The organism is Pseudomonas sp. Sample_11 (assembly GCF_004307505.1).
Classification (GTDB): Bacteria; Pseudomonadota; Gammaproteobacteria; order Pseudomonadales; family Pseudomonadaceae; genus Aquipseudomonas; species Aquipseudomonas atacamensis.
Map to the genome: position 1 here is coordinate 59,265 of NZ_RCOD01000017.1, position 20,918 is coordinate 80,182.

At 57.7% G+C, this 20,918-nt stretch carries 23 protein-coding genes and 1 tRNA gene; 4 read left to right on the plus strand and 20 right to left on the minus strand.

Annotation, left to right across the window (positions count from 1 at the left end):
* Positions 1–108 precede the first annotated feature (108 nt).
* Positions 109–1,335: an RtcB family protein gene (locus D8U60_RS03705; RefSeq protein ID WP_130899495.1), complete on the minus strand. Its 1,227-nt coding sequence runs from the start codon at positions 1,333–1,335 to the stop codon at positions 109–111.
* A gap of 196 nt (positions 1,336–1,531) precedes the next feature.
* Between D8U60_RS03705 and rtcR the strand changes: the two genes are divergently transcribed.
* Positions 1,532–3,130, plus strand: a complete 1,599-nt coding sequence (rtcR, locus tag D8U60_RS03710; protein WP_130899496.1) for an RNA repair transcriptional activator RtcR — start codon at positions 1,532–1,534, stop codon at positions 3,128–3,130.
* 308 nt (positions 3,131–3,438) lie between these two features.
* On the opposite strand, the gene D8U60_RS27585 is transcribed toward rtcR, so the two are convergent.
* The 10 genes from D8U60_RS27585 to thrS form a co-directional block, all read right to left on the minus strand.
* Positions 3,439–3,753: a hypothetical protein gene (locus D8U60_RS27585; RefSeq protein ID WP_160768809.1), complete on the minus strand. Its 315-nt coding sequence runs from the start codon at positions 3,751–3,753 to the stop codon at positions 3,439–3,441.
* Between the two features lie 226 nt (positions 3,754–3,979).
* Positions 3,980–4,056: transfer RNA gene (locus tag D8U60_RS03720), tRNA-Pro, on the minus strand.
* An 89-nt stretch (positions 4,057–4,145) separates the two neighbouring features.
* Positions 4,146–4,502 carry a MerR family transcriptional regulator gene (locus tag D8U60_RS03725; protein WP_003179985.1) on the minus strand — a complete coding sequence of 119 codons (357 nt, stop codon included), beginning with the start codon at positions 4,500–4,502 and terminating at the stop codon, positions 4,146–4,148.
* Positions 4,483–4,785: an integration host factor subunit alpha gene (gene ihfA / locus D8U60_RS03730; protein WP_002553164.1), complete on the minus strand. Its 303-nt coding sequence runs from the start codon at positions 4,783–4,785 to the stop codon at positions 4,483–4,485. Before ihfA ends, D8U60_RS03725 begins: the two co-directional genes overlap by 20 nt.
* Before the next feature lie 3 nt (positions 4,786–4,788).
* Positions 4,789–7,167, minus strand: a complete 2,379-nt coding sequence (pheT, locus tag D8U60_RS03735) for a phenylalanine--tRNA ligase subunit beta (protein WP_130899497.1) — start codon at positions 7,165–7,167, stop codon at positions 4,789–4,791.
* Between the two features lie 26 nt (positions 7,168–7,193).
* Positions 7,194–8,210: a phenylalanine--tRNA ligase subunit alpha gene (gene pheS / locus D8U60_RS03740; RefSeq protein WP_003226365.1), complete on the minus strand. Its 1,017-nt coding sequence runs from the start codon at positions 8,208–8,210 to the stop codon at positions 7,194–7,196.
* A 109-nt stretch (positions 8,211–8,319) separates the two neighbouring features.
* Positions 8,320–8,676, minus strand: a complete 357-nt coding sequence (rplT, locus tag D8U60_RS03745; protein WP_002553161.1) for a 50S ribosomal protein L20 — start codon at positions 8,674–8,676, stop codon at positions 8,320–8,322.
* Positions 8,677–8,703: 27 nt separating this feature from the next.
* A complete protein-coding gene (gene rpmI, locus D8U60_RS03750) occupies positions 8,704–8,898 on the minus strand; it encodes a 50S ribosomal protein L35 (protein ID WP_002553160.1) in 195 nt (64 codons plus the stop codon).
* Positions 8,899–8,958: 60 nt separating this feature from the next.
* Positions 8,959–9,510, minus strand: a complete 552-nt coding sequence (gene infC / locus D8U60_RS03755) for a translation initiation factor IF-3 (RefSeq protein ID WP_169432615.1) — start codon at positions 9,508–9,510, stop codon at positions 8,959–8,961.
* Entirely contained in the window at positions 9,510–11,432 is a 1,923-nt protein-coding gene (thrS, locus tag D8U60_RS03760) for a threonine--tRNA ligase (RefSeq protein WP_024012407.1), read from the minus strand. The genes infC and thrS overlap by 1 nt, the downstream gene beginning before the upstream one ends.
* A gap of 370 nt (positions 11,433–11,802) precedes the next feature.
* Between thrS and D8U60_RS03765 the strand changes: the two genes are divergently transcribed.
* Both D8U60_RS03765 and D8U60_RS03770 read left to right on the plus strand, forming a co-directional pair.
* Entirely contained in the window at positions 11,803–12,105 is a 303-nt protein-coding gene (locus D8U60_RS03765; protein WP_130899498.1) for a hypothetical protein, read from the plus strand.
* A 290-nt stretch (positions 12,106–12,395) separates the two neighbouring features.
* On the plus strand, positions 12,396–12,608 hold the full coding sequence (locus tag D8U60_RS03770; protein WP_003179963.1) for a cold-shock protein: 213 nt from the start codon (positions 12,396–12,398) through the stop codon (positions 12,606–12,608).
* A gap of 64 nt (positions 12,609–12,672) precedes the next feature.
* On the opposite strand, the gene D8U60_RS03775 is transcribed toward D8U60_RS03770, so the two are convergent.
* Entirely contained in the window at positions 12,673–12,990 is a 318-nt protein-coding gene (locus D8U60_RS03775; RefSeq protein WP_016774047.1) for an I78 family peptidase inhibitor, read from the minus strand.
* Positions 12,991–13,156: 166 nt separating this feature from the next.
* A complete protein-coding gene (locus D8U60_RS03780; RefSeq protein WP_130899499.1) occupies positions 13,157–13,459 on the minus strand; it encodes a hypothetical protein in 303 nt (100 codons plus the stop codon).
* A 130-nt stretch (positions 13,460–13,589) separates the two neighbouring features.
* Between D8U60_RS03780 and D8U60_RS03785 the strand changes: the two genes are divergently transcribed.
* A complete protein-coding gene (locus D8U60_RS03785) occupies positions 13,590–13,790 on the plus strand; it encodes a hypothetical protein (RefSeq protein WP_016774045.1) in 201 nt (66 codons plus the stop codon).
* Between the two features lie 34 nt (positions 13,791–13,824).
* Here the strand turns inward: D8U60_RS03785 and D8U60_RS03790 are convergent, their stop codons facing one another.
* Genes D8U60_RS03790 through D8U60_RS03820 form a run of 7 tightly spaced genes read right to left on the minus strand, consistent with a single transcriptional unit; the run spans position 13,825 to position 20,790 of the window.
* Positions 13,825–14,853 (minus strand): nucleoside hydrolase, encoded by a 1,029-nt coding sequence (locus D8U60_RS03790; protein WP_130899500.1) that lies wholly within the window; start codon positions 14,851–14,853, stop codon positions 13,825–13,827.
* Positions 14,854–14,884: 31 nt separating this feature from the next.
* A complete protein-coding gene (gene rbsD, locus D8U60_RS03795; protein ID WP_130899501.1) occupies positions 14,885–15,289 on the minus strand; it encodes a D-ribose pyranase in 405 nt (134 codons plus the stop codon).
* Complete coding sequence (gene rbsK, locus D8U60_RS03800; protein ID WP_130899502.1) at positions 15,286–16,203, minus strand: ribokinase; 918 nt, start codon at positions 16,201–16,203, stop codon at positions 15,286–15,288. Before rbsK ends, rbsD begins: the two co-directional genes overlap by 4 nt.
* A gap of 24 nt (positions 16,204–16,227) precedes the next feature.
* Positions 16,228–17,247, minus strand: a complete 1,020-nt coding sequence (locus D8U60_RS03805; protein WP_071171731.1) for a LacI family DNA-binding transcriptional regulator — start codon at positions 17,245–17,247, stop codon at positions 16,228–16,230.
* Positions 17,248–17,250: 3 nt separating this feature from the next.
* A complete protein-coding gene (locus D8U60_RS03810) occupies positions 17,251–18,228 on the minus strand; it encodes an ABC transporter permease (RefSeq protein WP_130899503.1) in 978 nt (325 codons plus the stop codon).
* Entirely contained in the window at positions 18,225–19,778 is a 1,554-nt protein-coding gene (locus D8U60_RS03815) for a sugar ABC transporter ATP-binding protein (RefSeq protein WP_122610295.1), read from the minus strand. Before D8U60_RS03815 ends, D8U60_RS03810 begins: the two co-directional genes overlap by 4 nt.
* Positions 19,779–19,833: 55 nt before the next feature.
* Positions 19,834–20,790, minus strand: coding sequence for a sugar ABC transporter substrate-binding protein (locus D8U60_RS03820; protein WP_016774038.1), 957 nt, complete (start codon positions 20,788–20,790; stop codon positions 19,834–19,836).
* Positions 20,791–20,918 lie beyond the last annotated feature (128 nt).

A 20,918-nucleotide genomic window follows, 5' to 3' on the forward strand; every position in this document is an offset into this window, starting at 1 on the left:
TCGTGGGTCTTCCTGAGTTTTGACCAAAGTTCGTCATTCGCGCTTCAGCTCAGCCGTGATGAACCGGCGTATTGAACGATGACGTGCTCTCGCCAGCGCCGCAGTTCCTTATCCTTTGACGCACACCACCTGACGCAGGGTGTGCAGCACTTCCACCAGCTCACGCTGGGCGTGCATGACTTTGTCGATATCCTTGTAGGCCATCGGAATTTCGTCAATCACCGCTTCGTCCTTGCGGCATTCCACGTGGGCCGTGGCGCGAATCTGATCGGCGACGGTGAAGGTATTTTTGGCCTTCGTGCGGCTCATGGTGCGCCCGGCGCCGTGGCTGCAGGAATTGAACGACTCTGGATTGCCCAGACCGCGCACAATAAAACTCTTGGCGCCCATCGAGCCCGGAATAATCCCCAGTTCGCCTTTCTTCGCTGACACCGCGCCTTTGCGGGTAATCAGCACGTCTTCACCGTAATGCCGTTCCTTCTGCACGTAGTTGTGATGGCAGTTGACCGCTTCGAGCGCGACCTCGAAAGGCTTGTGGATGATCTGCCGCGTGGCCTGAATCACTGCGCGCATCATCAGTTCACGGTTCTGTCTGGCGAAGTCCTGCGCCCAGCCAACCGCCTCCACGTAATCATCAAAATGCTGACTGCCCTCTTCGAAATAGGCCAGGTCACGGTCCGGCAGGTTGGCAATGTGCTGACGCATATCGGCTTGGGCCATCTGGATGAACAGGTTGCCGATAGCGTTGCCGACGCCACGCGAACCGCTGTGCAACATGAACCAGACACGGTTGGCTTCATCCAGGCACACTTCGACGAAGTGGTTGCCACTGCCGAGCGTCCCCAAATGTGCCCGGTTGTTGGTATTGGCCAGTTTCGGATACTTGTCGGTGATCAATTTGAAGCGCGGCTGCAACCCCGCCCAGGCCTGATCGGCTTGCTGCGGAACCTGGTCCCAGGCGCCTTTGTCTCGCCGCGAACGATTCGAACTGCGGCCGTGCGGCACCGCTTGTTCGATTGCAGTACGCAATCCATGCAGGTTGTCTGGCAGATCTGCAGCCGTCAGCGACGTACGCGCAGCGATCATGCCGCAACCGATGTCGACGCCCACCGCTGCGGGAATGATCGCGCCGACCGTTGGAATCACACTGCCAATTGTCGAGCCCTTGCCCAAGTGCACATCGGGCATCACCGCCAGATGCTTGAAGATGAACGGCATTTTTGCCGTGTTCATCAACTGTGCGCGGGCTTCGTTTTCAACCGGGACACCTTCGGTCCAGAGTTTGATGGGTTTGCCGTTGGCGACTTCGAGAAGCTGGTAGGTTTGGTCTTTCATATCTTGGTGTCCATGTTCGTTTCCATCAGCATTGCAGCCGCTGTGCCAGCTTTGGATGCGGCTATGATTGTTTCTGCTATGTTTTTGATTTTATTAGCTTTTATTCTCTGATGCGACGAGTCTCGGTAATCTATGGAAGACAAATCAGACCAGCAAAATTATCATTGCATATCGTCATTTATCTTATGAGATAAGCATGCCCAACAAACGCACGGTCGCCATCGGATTTATCGGAGCCACCCTGGATCGTGTCGGCAAAGGTGCCAGCCGGTGGAATTACTGGCGACCGAGCGTAGGCCTGTGCCAACAAACAGACCTCCCTATCCAGCGGCTTGAATTGATTCACGGCCTCGACGCGCGCGACGTCAGCCTCGCCGAGCGCGTCCGAGCGGACATCCAGCAGATTTCTCCAAGCACCGAAGTGCGCCTGCATCCAATGTCGCTGCGCAACCCTTGGGATTTCGAAGAGGTGTACGGCGCCCTGCACGACTTCACCACTGCTTACAACTTCGACACTGAGCACGAGGATTATCTCGTGCACATCACCACCGGCACCCACGTCGCACAGATCTGCTGGTTCCTGCTCACCGAGGCGCGCTATCTGCCGGCCCGACTGATCCAGACCTCCCCCGCCAAGCGCAAGAGTGAGAACGAGCCCGCCTGCGGCACTCATGCACTGATCGATCTCGATCTGTCGCGCTATGATCGCATTGCTTCACGCTTCGCCAGCAAACGTCTCGAAGGCCTGGAATTTCTCAAGTCCGGCATCGCCACACGCAACCCGGCCTTCAACCGGACCATTGAACAGATCGAGCGCGTTGCGCTGCGCTCCAAAGCCCCCATGCTGCTGATCGGCCCGACCGGCGCCGGCAAATCCTTCCTGGCGCGGCGCATCTACGAACTCAAACGCAATCGCCATCAGATGCAGGGACGCTTTGTCGAAGTCAACTGCGCCACTTTGCGTGGCGACGGCGCGATGTCGGCCTTGTTCGGCCACGTCAAAGGCGCCTTCACCGGCGCGCAGAGCTCTCGCGATGGCCTGCTGCGCGCCGCCAATGGTGGCATGTTGTTTCTCGATGAAATCGGTGAGCTCGGCGCAGACGAACAAGCGATGCTGTTGAAAGCAATCGAAGAGAAACGCTTCTTCCCGCTGGGCTCGGACAAGGAAGTCGAGAGTGATTTTTTGATCATCGCTGGCACCCACCGCGACCTGCGCAGCCGGGTCGCCGAAGGCCTTTTTCGCGAGGACCTGTATGCGCGGATCAACCTCTGGACGTTCGACCTGCCCGGCCTCGCCGGCCGTCGCGAAGATATCGAGCCGAACATCGACTTCGAACTGGAACGCCATGCTCGAGAACAGGGTGAACGGGTGCGCTTCAATCTCGAAGCACGCCGACGCTACCTGGCCTTCGCCAGCTCACCTGCAGCAGCCTGGCTGGGCAACTTTCGCGAGCTGTCCGCATCGATTACGCGGATGGCGACTTTGGCCGACAGCGGGCGCATCGATGAAGCGCAGGTCGATGATGAGATCGCACGATTGCGATATGCGTGGGGCTTGGCGCAACCCTCTGCAACTTATTTGCCAGGAGATGGCGAGAGCATGGACTTGTTCGATCGCTTGCAATTGAAGGCTGTCATTGAGGTGTGCCAGCAGGCGGACAGCCTGTCGGATGCCGGCCGACAGTTATTCGGGGTTTCCCGGCAGGCCAAGGTGCAACCCAATGATGCCGATCGCTTGAGGAAGTATCTGGGGCGGTTTGGGCTTGAATGGGGTGAGGTAGTTGGCGCGAAGTAACGCTGTGTTCCTGCTTATGCGGCGCTAATGACTACTGTAGAAAAAATGAATTAGCCGCCTGATCTCTCGGTCAAGAATTATGAACGCAGTAAATCTGACGAGGTGACAGCAATGACTATCCAGGCAGAGACACTCGTACAACTGACCGAAGCCCTTCAAGAGCGCGGCATGAAGATGGTTTCAGATGTTCATTTCACTCGCGCGCCGTACCGATACAACCATCGCTGGATCTGCATCGTAGAGTGAACATGCTTGTTGCCGGCGTCTGGATCGATCATTCAGGCGACGGCGCCGCTCGGCTTCGCCCCTCAAACCCGGATAACCGTCTCCATATACATCTCGGCTACGTTGATAAACGGATTCGGTGGCAATAAAAAACCCGGCGCGATGGCCGGGTCTCGTACACGAAATAATTCGATGCGCCTATTTTGCGCCGCCGTTATTTCGGCCCGTCTGGGCATCTTGATCTGAACCAGGATTGCCGGGTGGCGGATTCCAGTCCTCTGGTCGTTCGTCGGTACCTTGCTTTGGCTCAGAGTCAGCTTGCTCCAGGCCGGAATCATGGCCCTCGCCAGTGTCAGGGTTTTGCTCACTTGGTCCCGGATATGGCGCTTCAGGGCCATTATTGTCGTCGATCATCATTCTCTCCCATCAGTGGCGCAGGGACTGCGCTTAATAAGTGAGAGGAGATCGGCGCACAGAGAGTGCTATTGGCTCGACGAGCGGACATTCTGACTAACCCAAACACTTGGTGATGCGAGTCGCAGGCGTGATCGAGTAGCCCCGCAAAATTTCACACACATGAAAAAGGCCAATGCTGTGAACATTGGCCTAAGTCATTGAAAAATATGGTCGGGACGGAGTGATTCGAACACTCGACCCCTAGCACCCCATGCTAGTGCGCTACCGGACTGCGCTACGCCCCGACTGATGTTGTATCCCGTTCTTCACCTCGAAGAACGCTCAAGAATATATCGCAAGCGTTTGAAAACTGGAAGTATTCAAACGCAGCTTTTTATTTCTTGAGCACCACCAGCACATCTTCCAATTCGGCAATCATCTGCCGAATCATCTGTTTGTACTGGGTGGTATCGTCTTTGGCTTCGTCGCCGGACAGACGCAGACGTGCGCCGCCGATGGTGAAACCCTGATCGTAAAGGAGCGCGCGGATCTGCCGGATCATCAGCACGTCCTGGCGCTGATAATACCGGCGATTCCCGCGGCGTTTGACGGGGTTGAGCTGAGGAAACTCCTGCTCCCAGTAGCGCAGCACGTGTGGCTTTACGGCACACAGCTCGCTGACTTCACCAATGGTGAAGTAGCGTTTGCCCGGGATGACGGGTAGTTCGTCGTTATGACTTGGTTCCAGCATAAGCCTCAACTCGGGCCTTCAACTTCTGCCCTGGACGAAAGGTGACCACACGGCGAGCCGTGATCGGGATTTCTTCCCCCGTTTTCGGGTTGCGGCCAGGCCGCTGGCGTTTGTCCCGAAGGTCGAAATTGCCGAAACCGGACAATTTGACCTGCTCGTTGTCTTCAAGAGCGTGCCTGATTTCCTCGAAAAACAGTTCTACCAATTCCTTGGCTTCCCGCTTGTTCAGGCCCAGCTCTTCATACAGACGTTCCGCCATCTCAGCTTTCGTCAAAGCCCCCATACGTCACTTCCTTAACGTGGCGTTCAACCTTTGTTCGAGCGAGGTGAGGATATTTTGCGTCGTCGAATTCACCTCATCGTCATTAAGAGTGCGCGATGGATGCTGCCAGGTCAAGCCAACTGCAAGGCTTTTTCTATCAGGATCAATACCTTTACCCTGATACACGTCAAACAGCCTGAGCTCTGTGAGCCATTCGCCTGCATTTTCACGGATTACGTCCAGTACAGCCGAGGCCGCGACGTCTTTGTGCGCGATCAGTGCAAGGTCACGACGCACTTCAGGAAAGCGCGACAACTCGTGGAATTTCGGCATTTTACCGAGCGCCACTTCCGCCAGAACCAGCTCGAAGACGAACACCGGACGATCCAGCCCCAGCGCCTTTGACAGCTCAGGGTGAATTGCACCGATATAGCCTACCTCGCGACCTTCACGCTCGATGCGCGCAGTCTGACCCGGATGCAGCGCCGGGTGCTTGCCCGGAGCAAAGGTGAACGAATCCAGGGCACCGGCGAAACCCAGTACCGCTTCCACGTCAGCCTTTACGTCGAAGAAGTCGACGGTATCCCGACCCTGCGCCCAGCCTTCCGGCAAGCGGCTGCCGCAAACAACCCCGGACAGCATCGGCTCTTGCTTCAGGCCGTCAAGCTGACCGACGAAGCGCAGGCCGCTCTCGAACAGACGCACGCGATCCTGCTGACGATTGAGGTTGTGCTGCAGCGCTTTGACCAGACCTGGCCACAGCGACGAACGCATGGCCGCCATATCGTTGGAGATCGGATTGGCCAGCAACAGCGGCTCGACACCTGGATTGAACAGTTCGAACTGACGCGGATCGATGAAGCTGTAAGTGATCGCTTCCTGATAACCACGAGCAACCAGCAGACGACGCAGCTCAGGCAGATCACTACGCGCTTCGGCCTTGGCTTGTGGCGCCAGACGCGCTTGCGGGTAGCGAACCGGCAGACGGTTGTAACCGTACAGACGAGCCAGCTCTTCGATCAGGTCGACTTCCAGGCTGATATCGAAGCGATGGCTTGGCACTTCAACGCGCCATTGACCTTCGCCGTCAGCGGTAATGCTCAGGCCCAAGGCACTGAGCAGACGCTCGACCTGTGCCGAATCCATCTCCATGCCGAGCATCTGAGTGATGCGCTGAGCGCGCAGAGTGATCGGTGCAATCGATGGCAGATGTTGCTCGCTGACGGTCTCGATGATCGGACCAGCTTCGCCGCCAGTGATTTCCAGCAGCAGGCCAGTGGCGCGCTCCATGGCTTCACGTGCCAGCTGCCAGTCAACGCCACGCTCGTAGCGATGCGAAGCGTCGGTATGCAAGCCGTAAGAACGTGCCTTGCCGGCAACCGCAATCTGATCGAAGAACGCAGATTCGAGGAACACATCACGGGTGGTCGCGGAAACACCGCTGTGCTCGCCACCCATGACACCGGCGATCGCCAGTGCACGAGTGTGGTCAGCGATGACCAGCGTATCGCTACGCAGGCTGACTTCCTGACCATCAAGCAGAACCAGCTTCTCGCCCTCTTCAGCCATGCGCACACGAATGCCGCCATTGATTTCGGCGAGATCGAAAGCGTGCAGCGGTTGGCCGAGCTCGAGCATCACGTAGTTGGTGATGTCGACGGCAGCGTCGATGCTGCGCACGTCAGCGCGACGCAGACGTTCAACCATCCACAGCGGAGTTGGCTTGGACAGGTCGACGTTACGGATGACCCGACCCAAGTAACGTGGGCAGGCCGCCGGGGCCAGCACCTCGACCGAACGGACTTCGTCGTGTACCGCTGCAACCGCAGCGACCACAGGACGGGTTACCGGCACGGCGTACAGCGCGCCGACTTCACGGGCCAGACCGGCCAGGGACAGGCAGTCGCCACGGTTCGGGGTCAGGTCGACCTCGATGCTGGCGTCTTCCAGATCCAGATACACACGGAAATCTTCGCCCACCGGCGCATCGGCCGGCAGCTCCATCAGACCGTCGTTGCCCTCACCGACCTGCAGCTCTGCCTGCGAGCACAGCATGCCGTTCGACTCGACGCCACGCAGCTTGGCCTTCTTGATCTTGAAGTCGCCCGGCAGTTCGGCACCGATCATGGCGAACGGAATCTTCAGGCCCGGGCGCACATTTGGCGCACCGCACACGACCTGGAAGGTTTCCGCGCCATTGCTGACCTGGCATACGCGCAACTTGTCGGCGTCCGGATGCTGCTCGGTGCTCAGCACCTCGCCCACCACAACACCACTGAAGACACCGGCGGCCGGCGTAACGCTATCGACCTCAAGACCGGCCATCGACAGACGAGCAACCAGCTCATCGCGATCTACCTGCGGGCTAACCCAGCCACGCAGCCATTGTTCACTGAATTTCATCCTGCTCTCCTAAGAATTCGTTACGACTAGCGAAATTGCGCGAGGAACCGCAAGTCGTTGTCGAAGAACAGACGCAAGTCGTTCACGCCGTAACGGAGCATGGCCAGACGCTCGACACCCATGCCGAAGGCAAATCCGGAGAACTCTTCCGGATCGATGCCGGACATGCGCAGCACGTTCGGGTGAACCATGCCGCAGCCCATCACTTCCAGCCAGCCGGTCTGCTTGCAGACGCGGCAGCCTTTGCCGCTGCACATCACGCATTCCATATCGACTTCAGCGGATGGCTCGGTGAAGGGGAAGTACGAAGGGCGAAAACGCACGGCCAGTTCTTTCTCGAAGAACACCCGCAGGAATTCTTCGATGGTGCCTTTGAGATCGGCAAAATTGATATCGCGATCAACCAGCAGGCCTTCGACCTGGTGGAACATCGGCGAATGGGTGATATCGGAGTCGCTGCGATAGACGCGGCCCGGGCAGACGATGCGGATCGGCGGCTGCTTGGATTCCATGGTGCGGACCTGTACCGGGGAGGTATGGGTGCGCAGCAACATGTTGGCATTGAAATAGAAGGTGTCATGCATCGACCGGGCCGGGTGATGGCCTGGGATGTTGAGCGCTTCAAAGTTGTGGTAGTCGTCTTCGACCTCTGGGCCTTCGGCAATGCCGTAGCCAATGCGGGTGAAGAACTGCTCAACGCGCTCCAGAGTCCGGGTGACCGGGTGCAGACCGCCAGAGGTCTGGCCACGGCCCGGCAACGTCACGTCGATGGATTCGGCAGACAGTTTGGCAGCCAGCTCGGCTTCTTCAAACAATGCCATGCGCGCATTGAGAACGCCTGTAACACGTTCCTTGGCAACGTTGATCAGCGCACCGACTTGCGGACGCTCCTCTGCCGGCAGATTCCCCAGGGTCTTCATCACCTGAGTCAATTCGCCCTTCTTGCCAAGGTATTGAACCCGGATTTGCTCCAGGGCATTGATATCTTCAGCGCTTTGCACAGCCTCTAGTGCTTGAGAGACCAGCGCATCCAGGTTTTCCATGTACAGACTCCAGATACAAAATAGGGGAAGAGCTTGAAGGCTCTTCCCCTATTTATGACGTTTAACACCTGACCCCACAGAGGTGAGGCCGGGTGACTGTCGGGGGTACTTAAGCCAAGGTGGCTTTAGCTTTCTCGACAATCGCAGCAAACGCCGCTTTTTCGTTCACTGCCAGATCAGCCAGAACCTTGCGGTCGATCTCGATGGACGCTTTTTTCAGGCCAGCGATGAAACGGCTGTAGGACAGACCGTTAACACGAGCACCAGCGTTGATACGAGCGATCCACAGAGCGCGGAACTGACGTTTTTTCTGACGACGGTCACGGTAGGCGTACTGGCCTGCCTTGATTACCGCTTGCTTGGCAACACGGAATACGCGGGAGCGTGCGCCGTAGTAGCCTTTAGCAAGTTTCAGAATTTTTTTGTGACGCTTACGGGCAATGACGCCACGCTTTACACGAGCCATGAGTTACTTCCTCTATTCTTGACTAAATTAACGAAGGCGCAGCATGCGCTCGACTTTTGCCACGTCAGACGGATGCAGCAAGCTGCTACCGCGCAGTTGACGCTTACGCTTGGTCGACATTTTAGTCAGGATGTGGCTCTTGAAAGCGTGCTTGTGCTTGATGCCGTTAGCAGTTTTCAGAAACCGCTTGGCAGCACCACTTTTGGTTTTCATTTTTGGCATGTTCGGATACTCCGCATTCAGTTGATAAACATAATCAGAAGGCCTGCCGTGCCCTGTTGATTACTTCTTCTTTTTCGGGGCGATGACCATGATCAGCTGGCGTCCTTCCATCTTAGGATGCTGTTCGACCGAACCGTACTCGAGCAGGTCTTGTTCAACCCGCTTGAGGAGTTCCATCCCCAGCTCCTGGTGGGCCATCTCACGGCCGCGGAATCGCAAGGATACCTTGGCCCTGTCCCCGTCACTCAGGAAACGTACCAGGTTGCGCAGTTTTACCTGGTAATCCCCTTCCTCCGTCCCTGGACGAAACTTGATTTCTTTAACCTGAATCTGCTTCTGGTTTTTCTTCGCCGCGGCAATCTGCTTCTTCTTCTCGAAGATCGACTTGCCGTAGTCCATCACCCGGCAAACAGGCGGGACTGCATCTGCGGAAATTTCCACCAGATCAAGCTTTGCTTCTTCAGCGATACGAAGCGCTTCATCAATCGAGACGATGCCAATCTGCTCGCCATCAGCGCCAATTAACCGAACCTCGCGTGCCGAGATATTCTCGTTGATCGGGGCTTTCGGTGCAGCTCGTTTATCTTGTCTCATTTCACGCTTAATAATAATTACTCCGAATCTGGGCGACCACGCCGGGAAACCGCTTGCGCGAGAAACTCAGCGAACTGGGCGACGGGCATCGAGCCCAGGTCAGCACCTTCACGAGTACGCACAGCGACAGTCTGCATCTCGACTTCCTTATCTCCGATAACCAAAAGATAGGGAACCTTGAGCAAAGTATGCTCGCGGATTTTAAAGCCGATCTTTTCATTTCTCAAGTCGGACTTGGCACGAAATCCGCTTTCGTTGAGAGTTTTTTCAACCTCTGCAACAAAATCTGCCTGTTTATCAGTGATATTCATGATCACCGCCTGGGTTGGCGCGAGCCACGCAGGGAAGGCACCTTCGTAGTGCTCGATCAGAATCCCGACGAAACGCTCGAACGAACCGAGGATCGCGCGGTGCAACATCACCGGGTGTTTGCGGCTGTTGTCTTCAGAGACGTATTCAGCGCCCAAACGGACAGGCAGGTTAAAATCGAGCTGCAAGGTACCACACTGCCAGACTCGACCGAGACAATCTTTCAGCGAGAACTCGATCTTCGGCCCGTAGAAAGCACCCTCGCCCGGCTGCAGATCGTACGGCAGGCCAGCAGAATCAAGGGCTGCAGCCAATGCTGCTTCAGCGCGATCCCACAGCTCATCGGAGCCGACACGTTTTTCCGGACGAGTGGACAGCTTCATCTCGACTTCGGTAAAGCCGAAATCGCGATAGACGTCCATGGTCAGTTTGATGAACGCAGCGGACTCGGCCTGCATCTGCTCTTCGGTGCAGAAAATGTGCGCGTCGTCCTGAGTGAACGCTCGCACGCGCATGATGCCGTGCAACGCACCCGACGGCTCGTTACGGTGGCAAGCACCGAACTCGGCCAGACGCATCGGCAACTCACGGTAGCTTTTCAGGCCCTGATTGAACACCTGCACGTGGCACGGGCAGTTCATCGGCTTGATGGCGTAGTCGCGGTTTTCCGACTGAGTGGTGAACATGTTGTCGGCATAGTTGGCCCAGTGCCCGGATTTCTCCCACAGGCTGCGGTCGACGACTTGAGGAGTCTTGATCTCAAGGTAGCCGTTGTCGCGCTGGATCTTGCGCATGTACTGCTCGAGCACCTGATACAGAGTCCAGCCATTCGGGTGCCAGAACACCATGCCCGGCGACTCTTCCTGAGTGTGGAACAGGCCCAGGCGCTTGCCGATCTTGCGGTGATCGCGCTTCTCGGCTTCTTCGATGCGCTGGATGTATGCCGCCAGTTGCTTCTTGTCGGCCCAGGCAGTGCCGTAAACGCGCTGCAACTGCTCGTTCTTGGCGTCGCCACGCCAGTAGGCGCCCGACAGCTTGGTCAGCTTGAAGGATTTCAGGAAACGCGTGTTCGGCACGTGCGGACCGCGGCACATGTCGACGTATTCTTCGTGATAGTACAGACCCATGGCCTGCTCGTTCGGCATGTCTTCGACCAGGCGCAGCTTGTAGTCTTCGCCACGGGCCTTGAACACTTCGATCACTTCGGCGCGCGGAGTGACTTTCTTGATGACGTCGTAATCCTTCTCGATCAGCTGCTGCATGCGCTGTTCGATGGCCGCCATGTCTTCCGGCGTGAAAGGACGCTCGTAGGCGATGTCGTAATAGAAGCCTTCATCGATGACCGGGCCGATGACCATCTTCGCGGTCGGGTACAGCTGTTTGACCGCGTGGCCAACCAGGTGCGCGCAAGAGTGGCGAATGATCTCCAGCCCCTCTTCATCCTTTGGCGTAATGATTTGCAGGGTCGCGTCGCTGCTGATGATGTCGCTGGCGTCGACCAGTTGGCCATTGACCTTGCCGGCGAGCGTGGCCTTGGCCAGACCTGCACCAATGGATGCGGCGACCTCGGCTACGGAAACCGGGTGATCGAATGAACGTTGACTGCCGTCGGGAAGAGTAATAGTTGGCATGGCGCCTCCTCTCCTAGTGGTGACCCCTACCAAAGGTCACGTGGGTTGGGATGAGCCAGTACAAGATCCGATCCAGGCCATTCAATGACGAACGCCTGCCTTACAGCGGCAGGAGCCTTGCGGCCAACCGGAAAACCGAACCAGAGTGACTGGGATTCAAATCGGAAAAATTCGCACGCCGACCGCTTCGGGACTGAAGGTCATCCGAAGCCTGAGAACGCTTGAGCCCGGCATGCTAGCACAGATGAGCGGTCGCTCACGCCCTGATTTGGCAGAAGGCGAAATGTCCGATTTTATGCCAGAGTGCTGAACTTGATCGGCCCTTGCGCCCTCAGATAACAAGACATTGACCCACAAGGAGCATCCTCGCATGCGTCTGAAAAGCTTATTCGCCATCGTCGCCCCCGTCGTTCTGCTGCTGCCACTGAGCGCCCATGCCGACTGGCCGAAAGGCGAGCGCGAAAAGTACATGGCCCAGTGCACTCAGGCTGCGACCCAGCAAATCGGTGCTGCAGCGGCGAAATCCCACTGCGCTTGCGGAGCTGACGCCATCAAGTCCTATCCGGCCAGCGACATTCAGGCGCTGATGGACAACAAGGCGACTCCTGAATTGCAACAGAAAGCCCTTGGCCAGATCGCCAAATGCAAGGCAAATACCGCCCCGAAAAAATAAGAAAATCGGGTATTAATATCGGCTGAAAGGCGGAAAAAAGTGCTGGAAATGAGCCTTTTCAGACGATTTATGCAGGTTTTACAGGTTTTTTTATCGTCTTTACGTTTCGCTGAAAGCCTTTCAAACCGGGGCTTTCAGCAGAGACGGGTGGTAAAGAAAACACGACTGATTGGCAAACAGCGCGTCCGGGGGGCTCCCAAAGCGAACATTTCGACTATGATACCCGGGTGTGCCCAGTTGGCCTGAGCAGCACAGTACTACTGAAAATATATGTTTCTTGGAGATACACCATGTCTAATCGCCAAACCGGCACCGTTAAATGGTTCAACGATGAAAAAGGCTTCGGCTTCATCACTCCTCAAGGTGGCGGTGACGACCTGTTCGTACACTTCAAAGCTATCGAATCCGACGGTTTCAAAAGCTTGAAAGAAGGCCAGACCGTCTCTTTCGTGGCTGAGAAAGGCCAAAAGGGTATGCAAGCTGCACAGGTTCGCCCAGAGTAATTTCTCGGTGCACTAAAAAAACCCCGTCCAAGTGACGGGGTTTTTTATGTCTTGAACAAAGTGTTCAGCCGCAATTGACGCGGGTAACCACCAGGTTGTTGTCGGTGTTCAGATTCAGGCGATCGGAGCGGTATTCCAGGGTGATCATGTCGTTTGGCTTGAGGAAGCGCGCATTTTGCGCCCCAGCCTTCGCACGTGCCTGATCCAGCAATTCAGGGGATGCCTTCTTGCCGATGGCGAATTGCGCTGCCGATGCTTCGCAGCGGCTGTTCCCCGATTCAGCAGCCACGGGTTCCTTTGCCGACTCGCTGGAGGTTGTGCTGCAACCAGCCAACAGCGCAGCGGCCATCAGTGCACCCAGTGTCGCGAACTTCAAAGGCATGAAGCCTCCTTGTTTTCAAATGTTTAAGCAGAGATCGTGCGACCGCCAATGCGGCGTTTGGTTTCAAGGCTCAAGCCATGCCCTGCCCCACGAGCGGAAAAATGCCGAGTGTGCCTGAGCTGCGCGCGGCGACTCAGCAAACAATCGTGACTGAATATTAACGACCTCAATATACGTCGATGTAGTCATACGGCGGATTCGGCCAGTTGTCCTTGAGCGCGTTGAAAATCTGCATCACCCAGACTTCATCACTGGCTGCGACGTTACCAACATAGCCCGAGCCCTTTGCCCAGGTTTCCAGGCGAAAAAGAAGACCGCCGATATCCTGCCCACCGGTCATGGTGGACAGATAGGCGATGCCGTCTTTGGTTACGCGCAATTGGTTGTGTACGTCGTCACTGGCCGAGGCGAGCAATTGGCGCACTGCATCGAGTGTGAGGCCGTCAGGGCTATTCAGATCGATCTGCACAACAGGGTCCTTGGTAAGCCGGAAAAGACCAAGTGTCGCATAGCGCTGCGCTCATGCCTAAGTCGCAGTGCCAAACGCCGCGCAAAATGGTTAACTCGAAAAACAGACATCCTGACCTTTCGAGCCTCCCATGACCAGTGTAAGCATCGACGCCGCCATCAACGCCAAATGGGCCGAAGGACACAGCTCTTACAGCCCCGGCACGACGGAAGAACTGGCGCTGATCGGCATCGATTTACTGGTCAAAGAGTTGGGGATAGAAGCGGCGCAGCATTTTATCAATCAGGTATTCGAACGCTATCCGATCGGCCAGGCCGAACAGCCGCAGTGAAAACCCGCAGGCAAACTGCCTGCGGGTCGACGACTTATTTCAGGCGTTTCAGGCGCTCGGTCAGCAGATCAAAGAATCCCTGGGCGTCGCCATTTTCGACCCAGAATGCATTCTTCGGTGCTTTCAAGCCGTCATACCAGTCAACGATGGTCTGGCCGAATGTCGGTCCTTCACGGCTATCCACCACGACGTTGACCGCCCGACCGGTAAACAACTCAGGCTTGAGCAGATACGCCACAACGGTGGCGTCATGCACCGGGCCGCCGGGAATGCCGTAGTGCTCCATATCGCCCTTGATGTATTCGTTGAGAATGTCGCCGACGATCTTGCTCGCATTGTTGTTCAGCGCGGCGATCTGCTTCAGGCGTGCATCGCTGGTCAGGATCTTGTGGGTCACGTCCAGCGGCAGATAGGTGAGTTTCACCCCGCTCTTGAGCACCACCTCGGCAGCCTGCGGATCAGCGAACAGGTTGAATTCAGCCACAGGGGTGATGTTGCCACCGTTGAAATGCGACCCGCCCATGATCACCACTTCCTTGATGCCCTGAACGATCTCCGGCTCCTGGATCAACGCCAGAGCCAGGTTGGTCTGCGGGCCGAGCATGGCGATGGTGATGCTGTGGGGTTTGGCCGATTTAAGAGTGTCGATCAGATAATTGACCGCATTTCCTTTCGCCAGGCCTTTCTTCGGCTCGTGAACCGTCACGCCCGACAAGCCTTCCTTGCCATGAATGTTCTCGGCGTAAATCGGCGTGCGCATCAGTGGCTTCGGTGCGCCAGCGTAAACCGGCACGTCTTCGCGCCCTGCCCATTCGCGAGCCAGCCGCGCGTTACGCGAAGTCTTGTCCAGGCGCACGTTGCCAGCGACGGTGGTCAAGGCTCGGATATTCAACTCATCCGGCGAAGCGAGGGCAAAGAGCAAGGCGACCACGTCGTCAGCGCCCGGATCGGTGTCGATGATCAGGTCGATCTTTTCCGCCGCCTGAGCGCCGGTCGCAGTTATCACGGACAAAAGCAGCAGACCCCGAAGCAGTTGATGGAGTTTTTCAGCATAGCGTTGCATAGCGCATTCCTTGTGCAGGTGAGATCGGAAATCAGAATGTAACCCCGGCGACCAGAACGATGTTGCAGTACGGCTGACATTCTCCTGTACGAATGATCGCCCTGGCTTGTCGGCTAAGCACCTTGAACTGCTCGTGGGTGAGCAGATCCCTACGGCCCAGCGCGCCCTCTTCGTTCAACGCGTCCAGATCGGCCAGCGCCGAGGGCTGCTTATCGAAGATCTCTTTGGCCAACACATGGCTTTCCACCTGCATCTCGCTGAGTACAACTTTCAGCGTGCTGACGAAATCAGGGATGCCATGGGTCAGCGCCAGATCAATCAGCTCGACACCCGGTGGCACGGGCAAACCGGCATCGCCAATCACGACCATGTCACCGTGGCCAAGCGAAGCGATCAATCGCGACAGCGCGACGTTAAGCAGAGGAGTCTTTTTCATGCGGGTTTGAACGCCTGTACTTCGGACATGGTTGGAATCGACGGTTGTGCACCGGCACGGGTAACCGACAGTGCAGCGGCGATCTGACCGTAGCGGATCGCCTCGTCCTCGGATTTGCCATTGGCCAGCGCTGCGGCGAAACCGCCGACAAAGGTGTCGCCTGCGGCCGTGGTATCGACCGCCTTCACGGTCGGCGCGGGGAAGTGTTCGAAGCCCTTGCCATTGGCGAACAACGAACCCTGCGCGCCCAACGTGACAATGACTTTACCGGCGCCCATGGCAATCAATTGGGTGGCAGCCGTTTCTGCCGACTGCAGCGAGTCGACAGCGAGCCCGCTCAATGCGGCCGCTTCGCTCTCGTTGGGAATCAGATAGTCGATCGCCGCGAACCAGTCTGCCGGCAAAGGACGGCTCGCCGGCGCCGGATTGAGGATGACGGTCTTGCCCAGTTCACGTGCACGCTTGAGCGCATGCCCGACCGTCGCATCGGGAATCTCGAGCTGACAGATCACTACATCGGCGGCCTGTAAAACCGCGTCAAAACGGTCGATCACTGCTGGCATCATCGCGCCGTTGGCACCGGCGACAATCACAATGGCGTTCTGGCTGTTGTCATCCACCACAATCAGCGCCACGCCACTGGAATCCTCTACGACGCTGACAGCCTGGCAGTCGATGTGCTCGGCGAGCAAGGCATCGCGCAATCGCACACCGTAGTCGTCATTTCCGACGCAACCGATCATCGCCACCTGCGCGCCCAGACGAGCAGCAGCAACCGCCTGATTGGCGCCCTTGCCGCCAGACACCGTGGCAAAGGAATGACCAATCAGCGTTTCACCGCCGCGCGGCAGCCGTGGCGCCCGGGTGACCAGGTCCATGTTCAGGCTGCCTATTACCACTACATTTGCTGGCATACATCACTACTCATCAATTCGGTTTCAGCGATATTCGGTGAACACGCCGGACAGCGGCGCGGTCGACTCGCGCAGGACAATGCTCGGGGTCACGATGCGTTGATCGGTACCCGAGTCCGGCGCAGCAATTCTGCGCAACAGCACTTCGGCGGCCATCTCGCCCAGTTGCAGGATCGACTGGCCGACCGTGGTCAGCGCCGGATAGACATAACGACTCATCTGAATGTCATCGAAGCCGATCACTGACAGCTCGGCCGGGACCCGGACATTACGTTCAGCCGCCGCACGCAGCACACCGATGCCAATCATGTCGTTGCCGGCAAAAATCGCACTGGGCGGATTGCTTTCAAGCAGCCGGGCAGCGGCGTTGTAACCGCCGGTGCTGGTGAAGTCGCTTTCCAGCATGCGCTCTTCGCGTACCTCGATTCCCGCCTCTTGCAGCGCTCGGCAATAACCGGCCTGACGCATTTGCGCCACGCTGGTACTGGCCGGACCGCCGATCGTGGCGATGTCGCGATGCCCCAACTCGAGCAGGTGACGGGTTGCCAGATAAGCGCCGTATTCGTGGTCGATGCGCACCAGATCGGCATTTACACCTTCCAGGCCCCGGTCGACGATGACCATCGGCGTCTTCACGCCCGCCAGCCCTTGCGCCAGACCACTGTCACCGCCGGCGGAGGCGACGATCAAACCGTCGATGCGCTTTTCCAGCAACACACGCAAATAGCTGCGCTGCTTGTCCGGGTTGTCGTCGGAGTTACAGAGGATCACGCAATAGCCGTTGCGCTCGCAGTAATCCTCGATTCCGCGCGCCAATTCAGCGAAGTACGGGTTGAGGCTGTTAGGCACCAGCAGGCCGATGGTCGCCGTGGTTTTGGCTTTCAGCGAGCGCGCCACGGCACTGGGCACGTAGTCGAGGCTCTTGATCGCCGCCTCGACTTTGCGCCGCACTTCCTGACTGACCGGGCGGGTGTTGTTCACCACGTGCGACACGGTCGTGTAGGAAATGCCCGCGAGCGCCGCTACATCCTTGATCGTTGCCATGGTTCAGCCCCGACGAGTGGCGCGTTGACTGCGATAGGTGTCGAGCACCACAGCGATAACGATTACCGCACCGGTGATGATGCGCTTGGTCGGCTCCGTCGCACCAATCTGCGCGAGACCGGCCGCGAGCACGGAAATGATCAACACACCAAAGAAAGTGCTGATCACCGAACCGCGCCCGCCCATCAGGCTGGTGCCGCCGATTACCACCGCTGCGATCACTTGCAGTTCCAGGCCCGAACCTGCGTTCGGGTCAGCCGCCTCCAGACGCGAAATCTGAAACAGAGCGGCAATGCCCGCCAGCAGGCCCATAAGGCTGAACACCAGAATCTTGTAGGGCTTGGGATTGATCCCGGCCAGCCGCACGGCTTCTTCGTTGGTGCCGATGCCGATCAGGTAGCGGCCGAAAACCGTGCGGGTCAAAACTGCCTGCGCGATGAAGATAACCAACAAAGCGATGATGAACGACGGGGAAATGCCGAACGCGATCGGATTCGACAGCCAGGCGAACGCATCGCCAATGTAGGCAGTGCGCGACCCGGTCATCTGATACGCCACACCGCGGGCCATTTCCAGCACGCCGAGGGAGACGATGAACGACGGAATCCGCCAGGCCACGGTGATCGAGCCAGTGATGGTCCCGGCCAGAGCCGCCACCGCCATTCCGAGCAGCGCCGCTGGCAAAACGCTCCAGCCCCAGCCGAGAATCGCAACGCTGACCGTCGATGCGGCCAGCGCGAGGACCGAGCCGACGGACAAATCGATGCCGCCGATGATCAGCACAAAGGTCATGCCTACCGCCAGCACCATCAGGTCGGGAATCTGGTTGGCCAGGGTGCTGAAAGTGTTGTACGAGAGAAAATGGCTGCTCAGGACCGAGAACAGCGCAATCATCGCCAGCAAGGCACCGGCCAGGCCCAGATAAGTACCCAGGCCAAAGAAATTGCCACTACGTTTACTGGCAGAAGATGCAGTTTTCATGGGAGATCCCTAGGCGCTGCTTCATTGAGCAACGCATCACGTTTCTGGTAGCCGGCGAAAGCGGCGGCAAGCAAATCATCCTGGGTCCAGCTGTCGCGCTCGAAGGTGTCGATCAGACGTCCCGCCGAAAGCACGCCGATCCGATCGCAGATCAGCATTAATTCGCGCAAGTCACTGGACACCACGACCAACGCCTTGCCCTGGCGGGTCAACTCACCGAGCAAACCGTAAATATCGAACTTGGCGCCGACATCAATCCCGCGAGTCGGCTCGTCGAACAGCAGTACCGAACAGTCGCGCTCCAGCCAGCGGCCGATCACGACCTTCTGCTGATTGCCGCCGGACAGTTCCGAGACCAGCTGCGTCGGGCTAGAACTGCGGATACGCATGGCTTCGATCTGACGCTGCGCCAGGGAAATTTCGTCGCCGTTGTTGACGAAACCACCACTGGAGATTTCCGGCATGTTGCCCAAGGCGATGTTGGCGCTGATCGACTGACTGAGCAGCAGCCCTTCGCCCTTGCGATCCTCGGTGATCAGCGCAATGCCGTTGCGTACGGCATCCACTGGCGAGCGGACACTCACGACCTTGGCCGGCGAGCCGAGCGCGATGGTGCCGCTGTCGGCAGCATCGGCACCGAATATCAGCCGCAGCAATTCCGTGCGCCCTGCCCCGATCAATCCGGAAATGCCGAAAATCTCCCCGGCACGCACTTCGAAGGAGACGTCGCGGACTTTGTCCGAACGCGTCAGGCCGTTGACCGTCAGCGCCGGAGCGCCGATCTTGCGCGGCCCCATGTCGATGTGTTCACCCAGTTCGCGACCGACCATCAAGGTGACCAGTTGCTCGCTGTTGTAGTTGGCCATCGGCTCGACGCAGACCAGATTGCCGTCACGCAGCACAGCAATACGCTGCGCCACCCGCGCCAGTTCTTCGAGACGATGAGAGATATAGATGATGGAAACGCCGCGAGCCTGCAATCGGGTGATCTGCTCGAAGAGCATTTCGACTTCGCGCGCCGTGAGCATCGCGGTCGGCTCATCAAGGATCAGCACGTGGCAATCGCCGATCAGGTTGCGCGCGATTTCGACCATCTGCTGATGGCCGATACCGAGTTCGCCGACCAGCGTGTCCGGATCGATCGCATCGAGGCCGACTTGCGCCATGGCTTCGATCGCCGCCTTGCGCAACTGCTTGCGGCTGATCCAACCCGCGCTGCTCGGCAGATTATCCAGAAACAGGTTTTCCGCCACCGACAGCGTCGGCAACAGATTGAGTTCTTGCATGACCATGCGCACGCCAAGCTCTTCAGCCTGGGTACGGCTGCCCGGACGATAGTCCTTGCCGTGGAATTGCATCTGGCCGGTGGTTGGCGTGACCAGACCACCAATGATCTTCGACAGGGTACTTTTGCCGGCACCGTTTTCGCCGGTCAGCGCCAGTACTTCACCGCGCATCAGCGTCAGATCGATGCCGGTGAGCACCGGTTGCGCATAGGTCTTGCCGATACCGCTGACCGAGAGGACAGCGTTCGGGGCGGAAACTGACATAGAAATCTCCATGCGCTCGCCCGGACGGACGAGCGCCGTTGTGTCGCCAGATGACTTACTGGGTGACCAGTTCGACCGGTGTTTCGATCACGCCGTTGGCACCGCTGTCGACTTTCTCGCCTTTGATGATCTTCAGTGCGGTTTCGATGCCGAACACGGCCTGCTTGGCTGCAAACTGGTCAGCCGTCGCCAGCACACGACCGTCCTTGAGCATTGGCTTGATCGCATTGATGTTGTCGTAACCGACGACTTTTACCTGCCCTGCCTTGCCAGCGGCACGGACTGCGGAAACGGCGCCGACCGCCATGCTGTCGTTACCGGCCAGCAGTGCTTTGACATCGGGGTATTCACTGAGGATCGAAGCGGCAACCTTGTTGCCCTTGTCGATTTCCCAATCACCGGATTGCAGCGAGACCACTTTGATCTGCGCGGCTTCCATCGCGTCCTTGAAGCCGGCCGTGCGTGCCTGCGCGTTGGTGGTGGTGGACACGCCTTCGATGATGCCGACCTCGTCGCCCGCCTTCAGTTGCTTGGCCAGGTATTCGCCGACCAGACGTGCACCCTTGCGGTTGTCCGGACCTACGAAAGGCACGTTGATGTTTTTGCTTTTGACTACGGCGGGATCGAGCTGGTTGTCGATGTTGATCACCGTGATACCGGCGTCTACGGCCTTCTTGATAACCGGCACCATGGCTTTGGAGTCAGAAGGCGCGATCACCAGTGCATTCACCTTGGCCAGTATCATCTGTTCGACGATGCGAGTCTGGCCGGCGGTGTCGGTTTCGTCCTTGATGCCGTTGGAGATCAGATCGAAATCGGCGGAGTGTTCTTTCTGGTAGGCCTTGGCGCCGTCTTCCATGGTCAGGAAGAATTCGTTTGCCAAGGATTTCATGACCAGCGCGACTTTGGGCTTTTCTACAGATTCGGCGAATGCCGAGGAGACAGGTAGTGCGGCGGCTGTGGCAGCCAGCATAGCGACAGCAAGAAGACGTGCGGCGAATGGCAGCTTCATGGGTTCACTCCGATCTTATGATTATTGTGAGCAACGTTTGCGCTGACGTAAGCTACGTCACGGCTCCGGGAGAAAATCCCTTCCAAGCCGCGCAAACGTTTGCGTAGACCGAACTATGAGAATCCCGC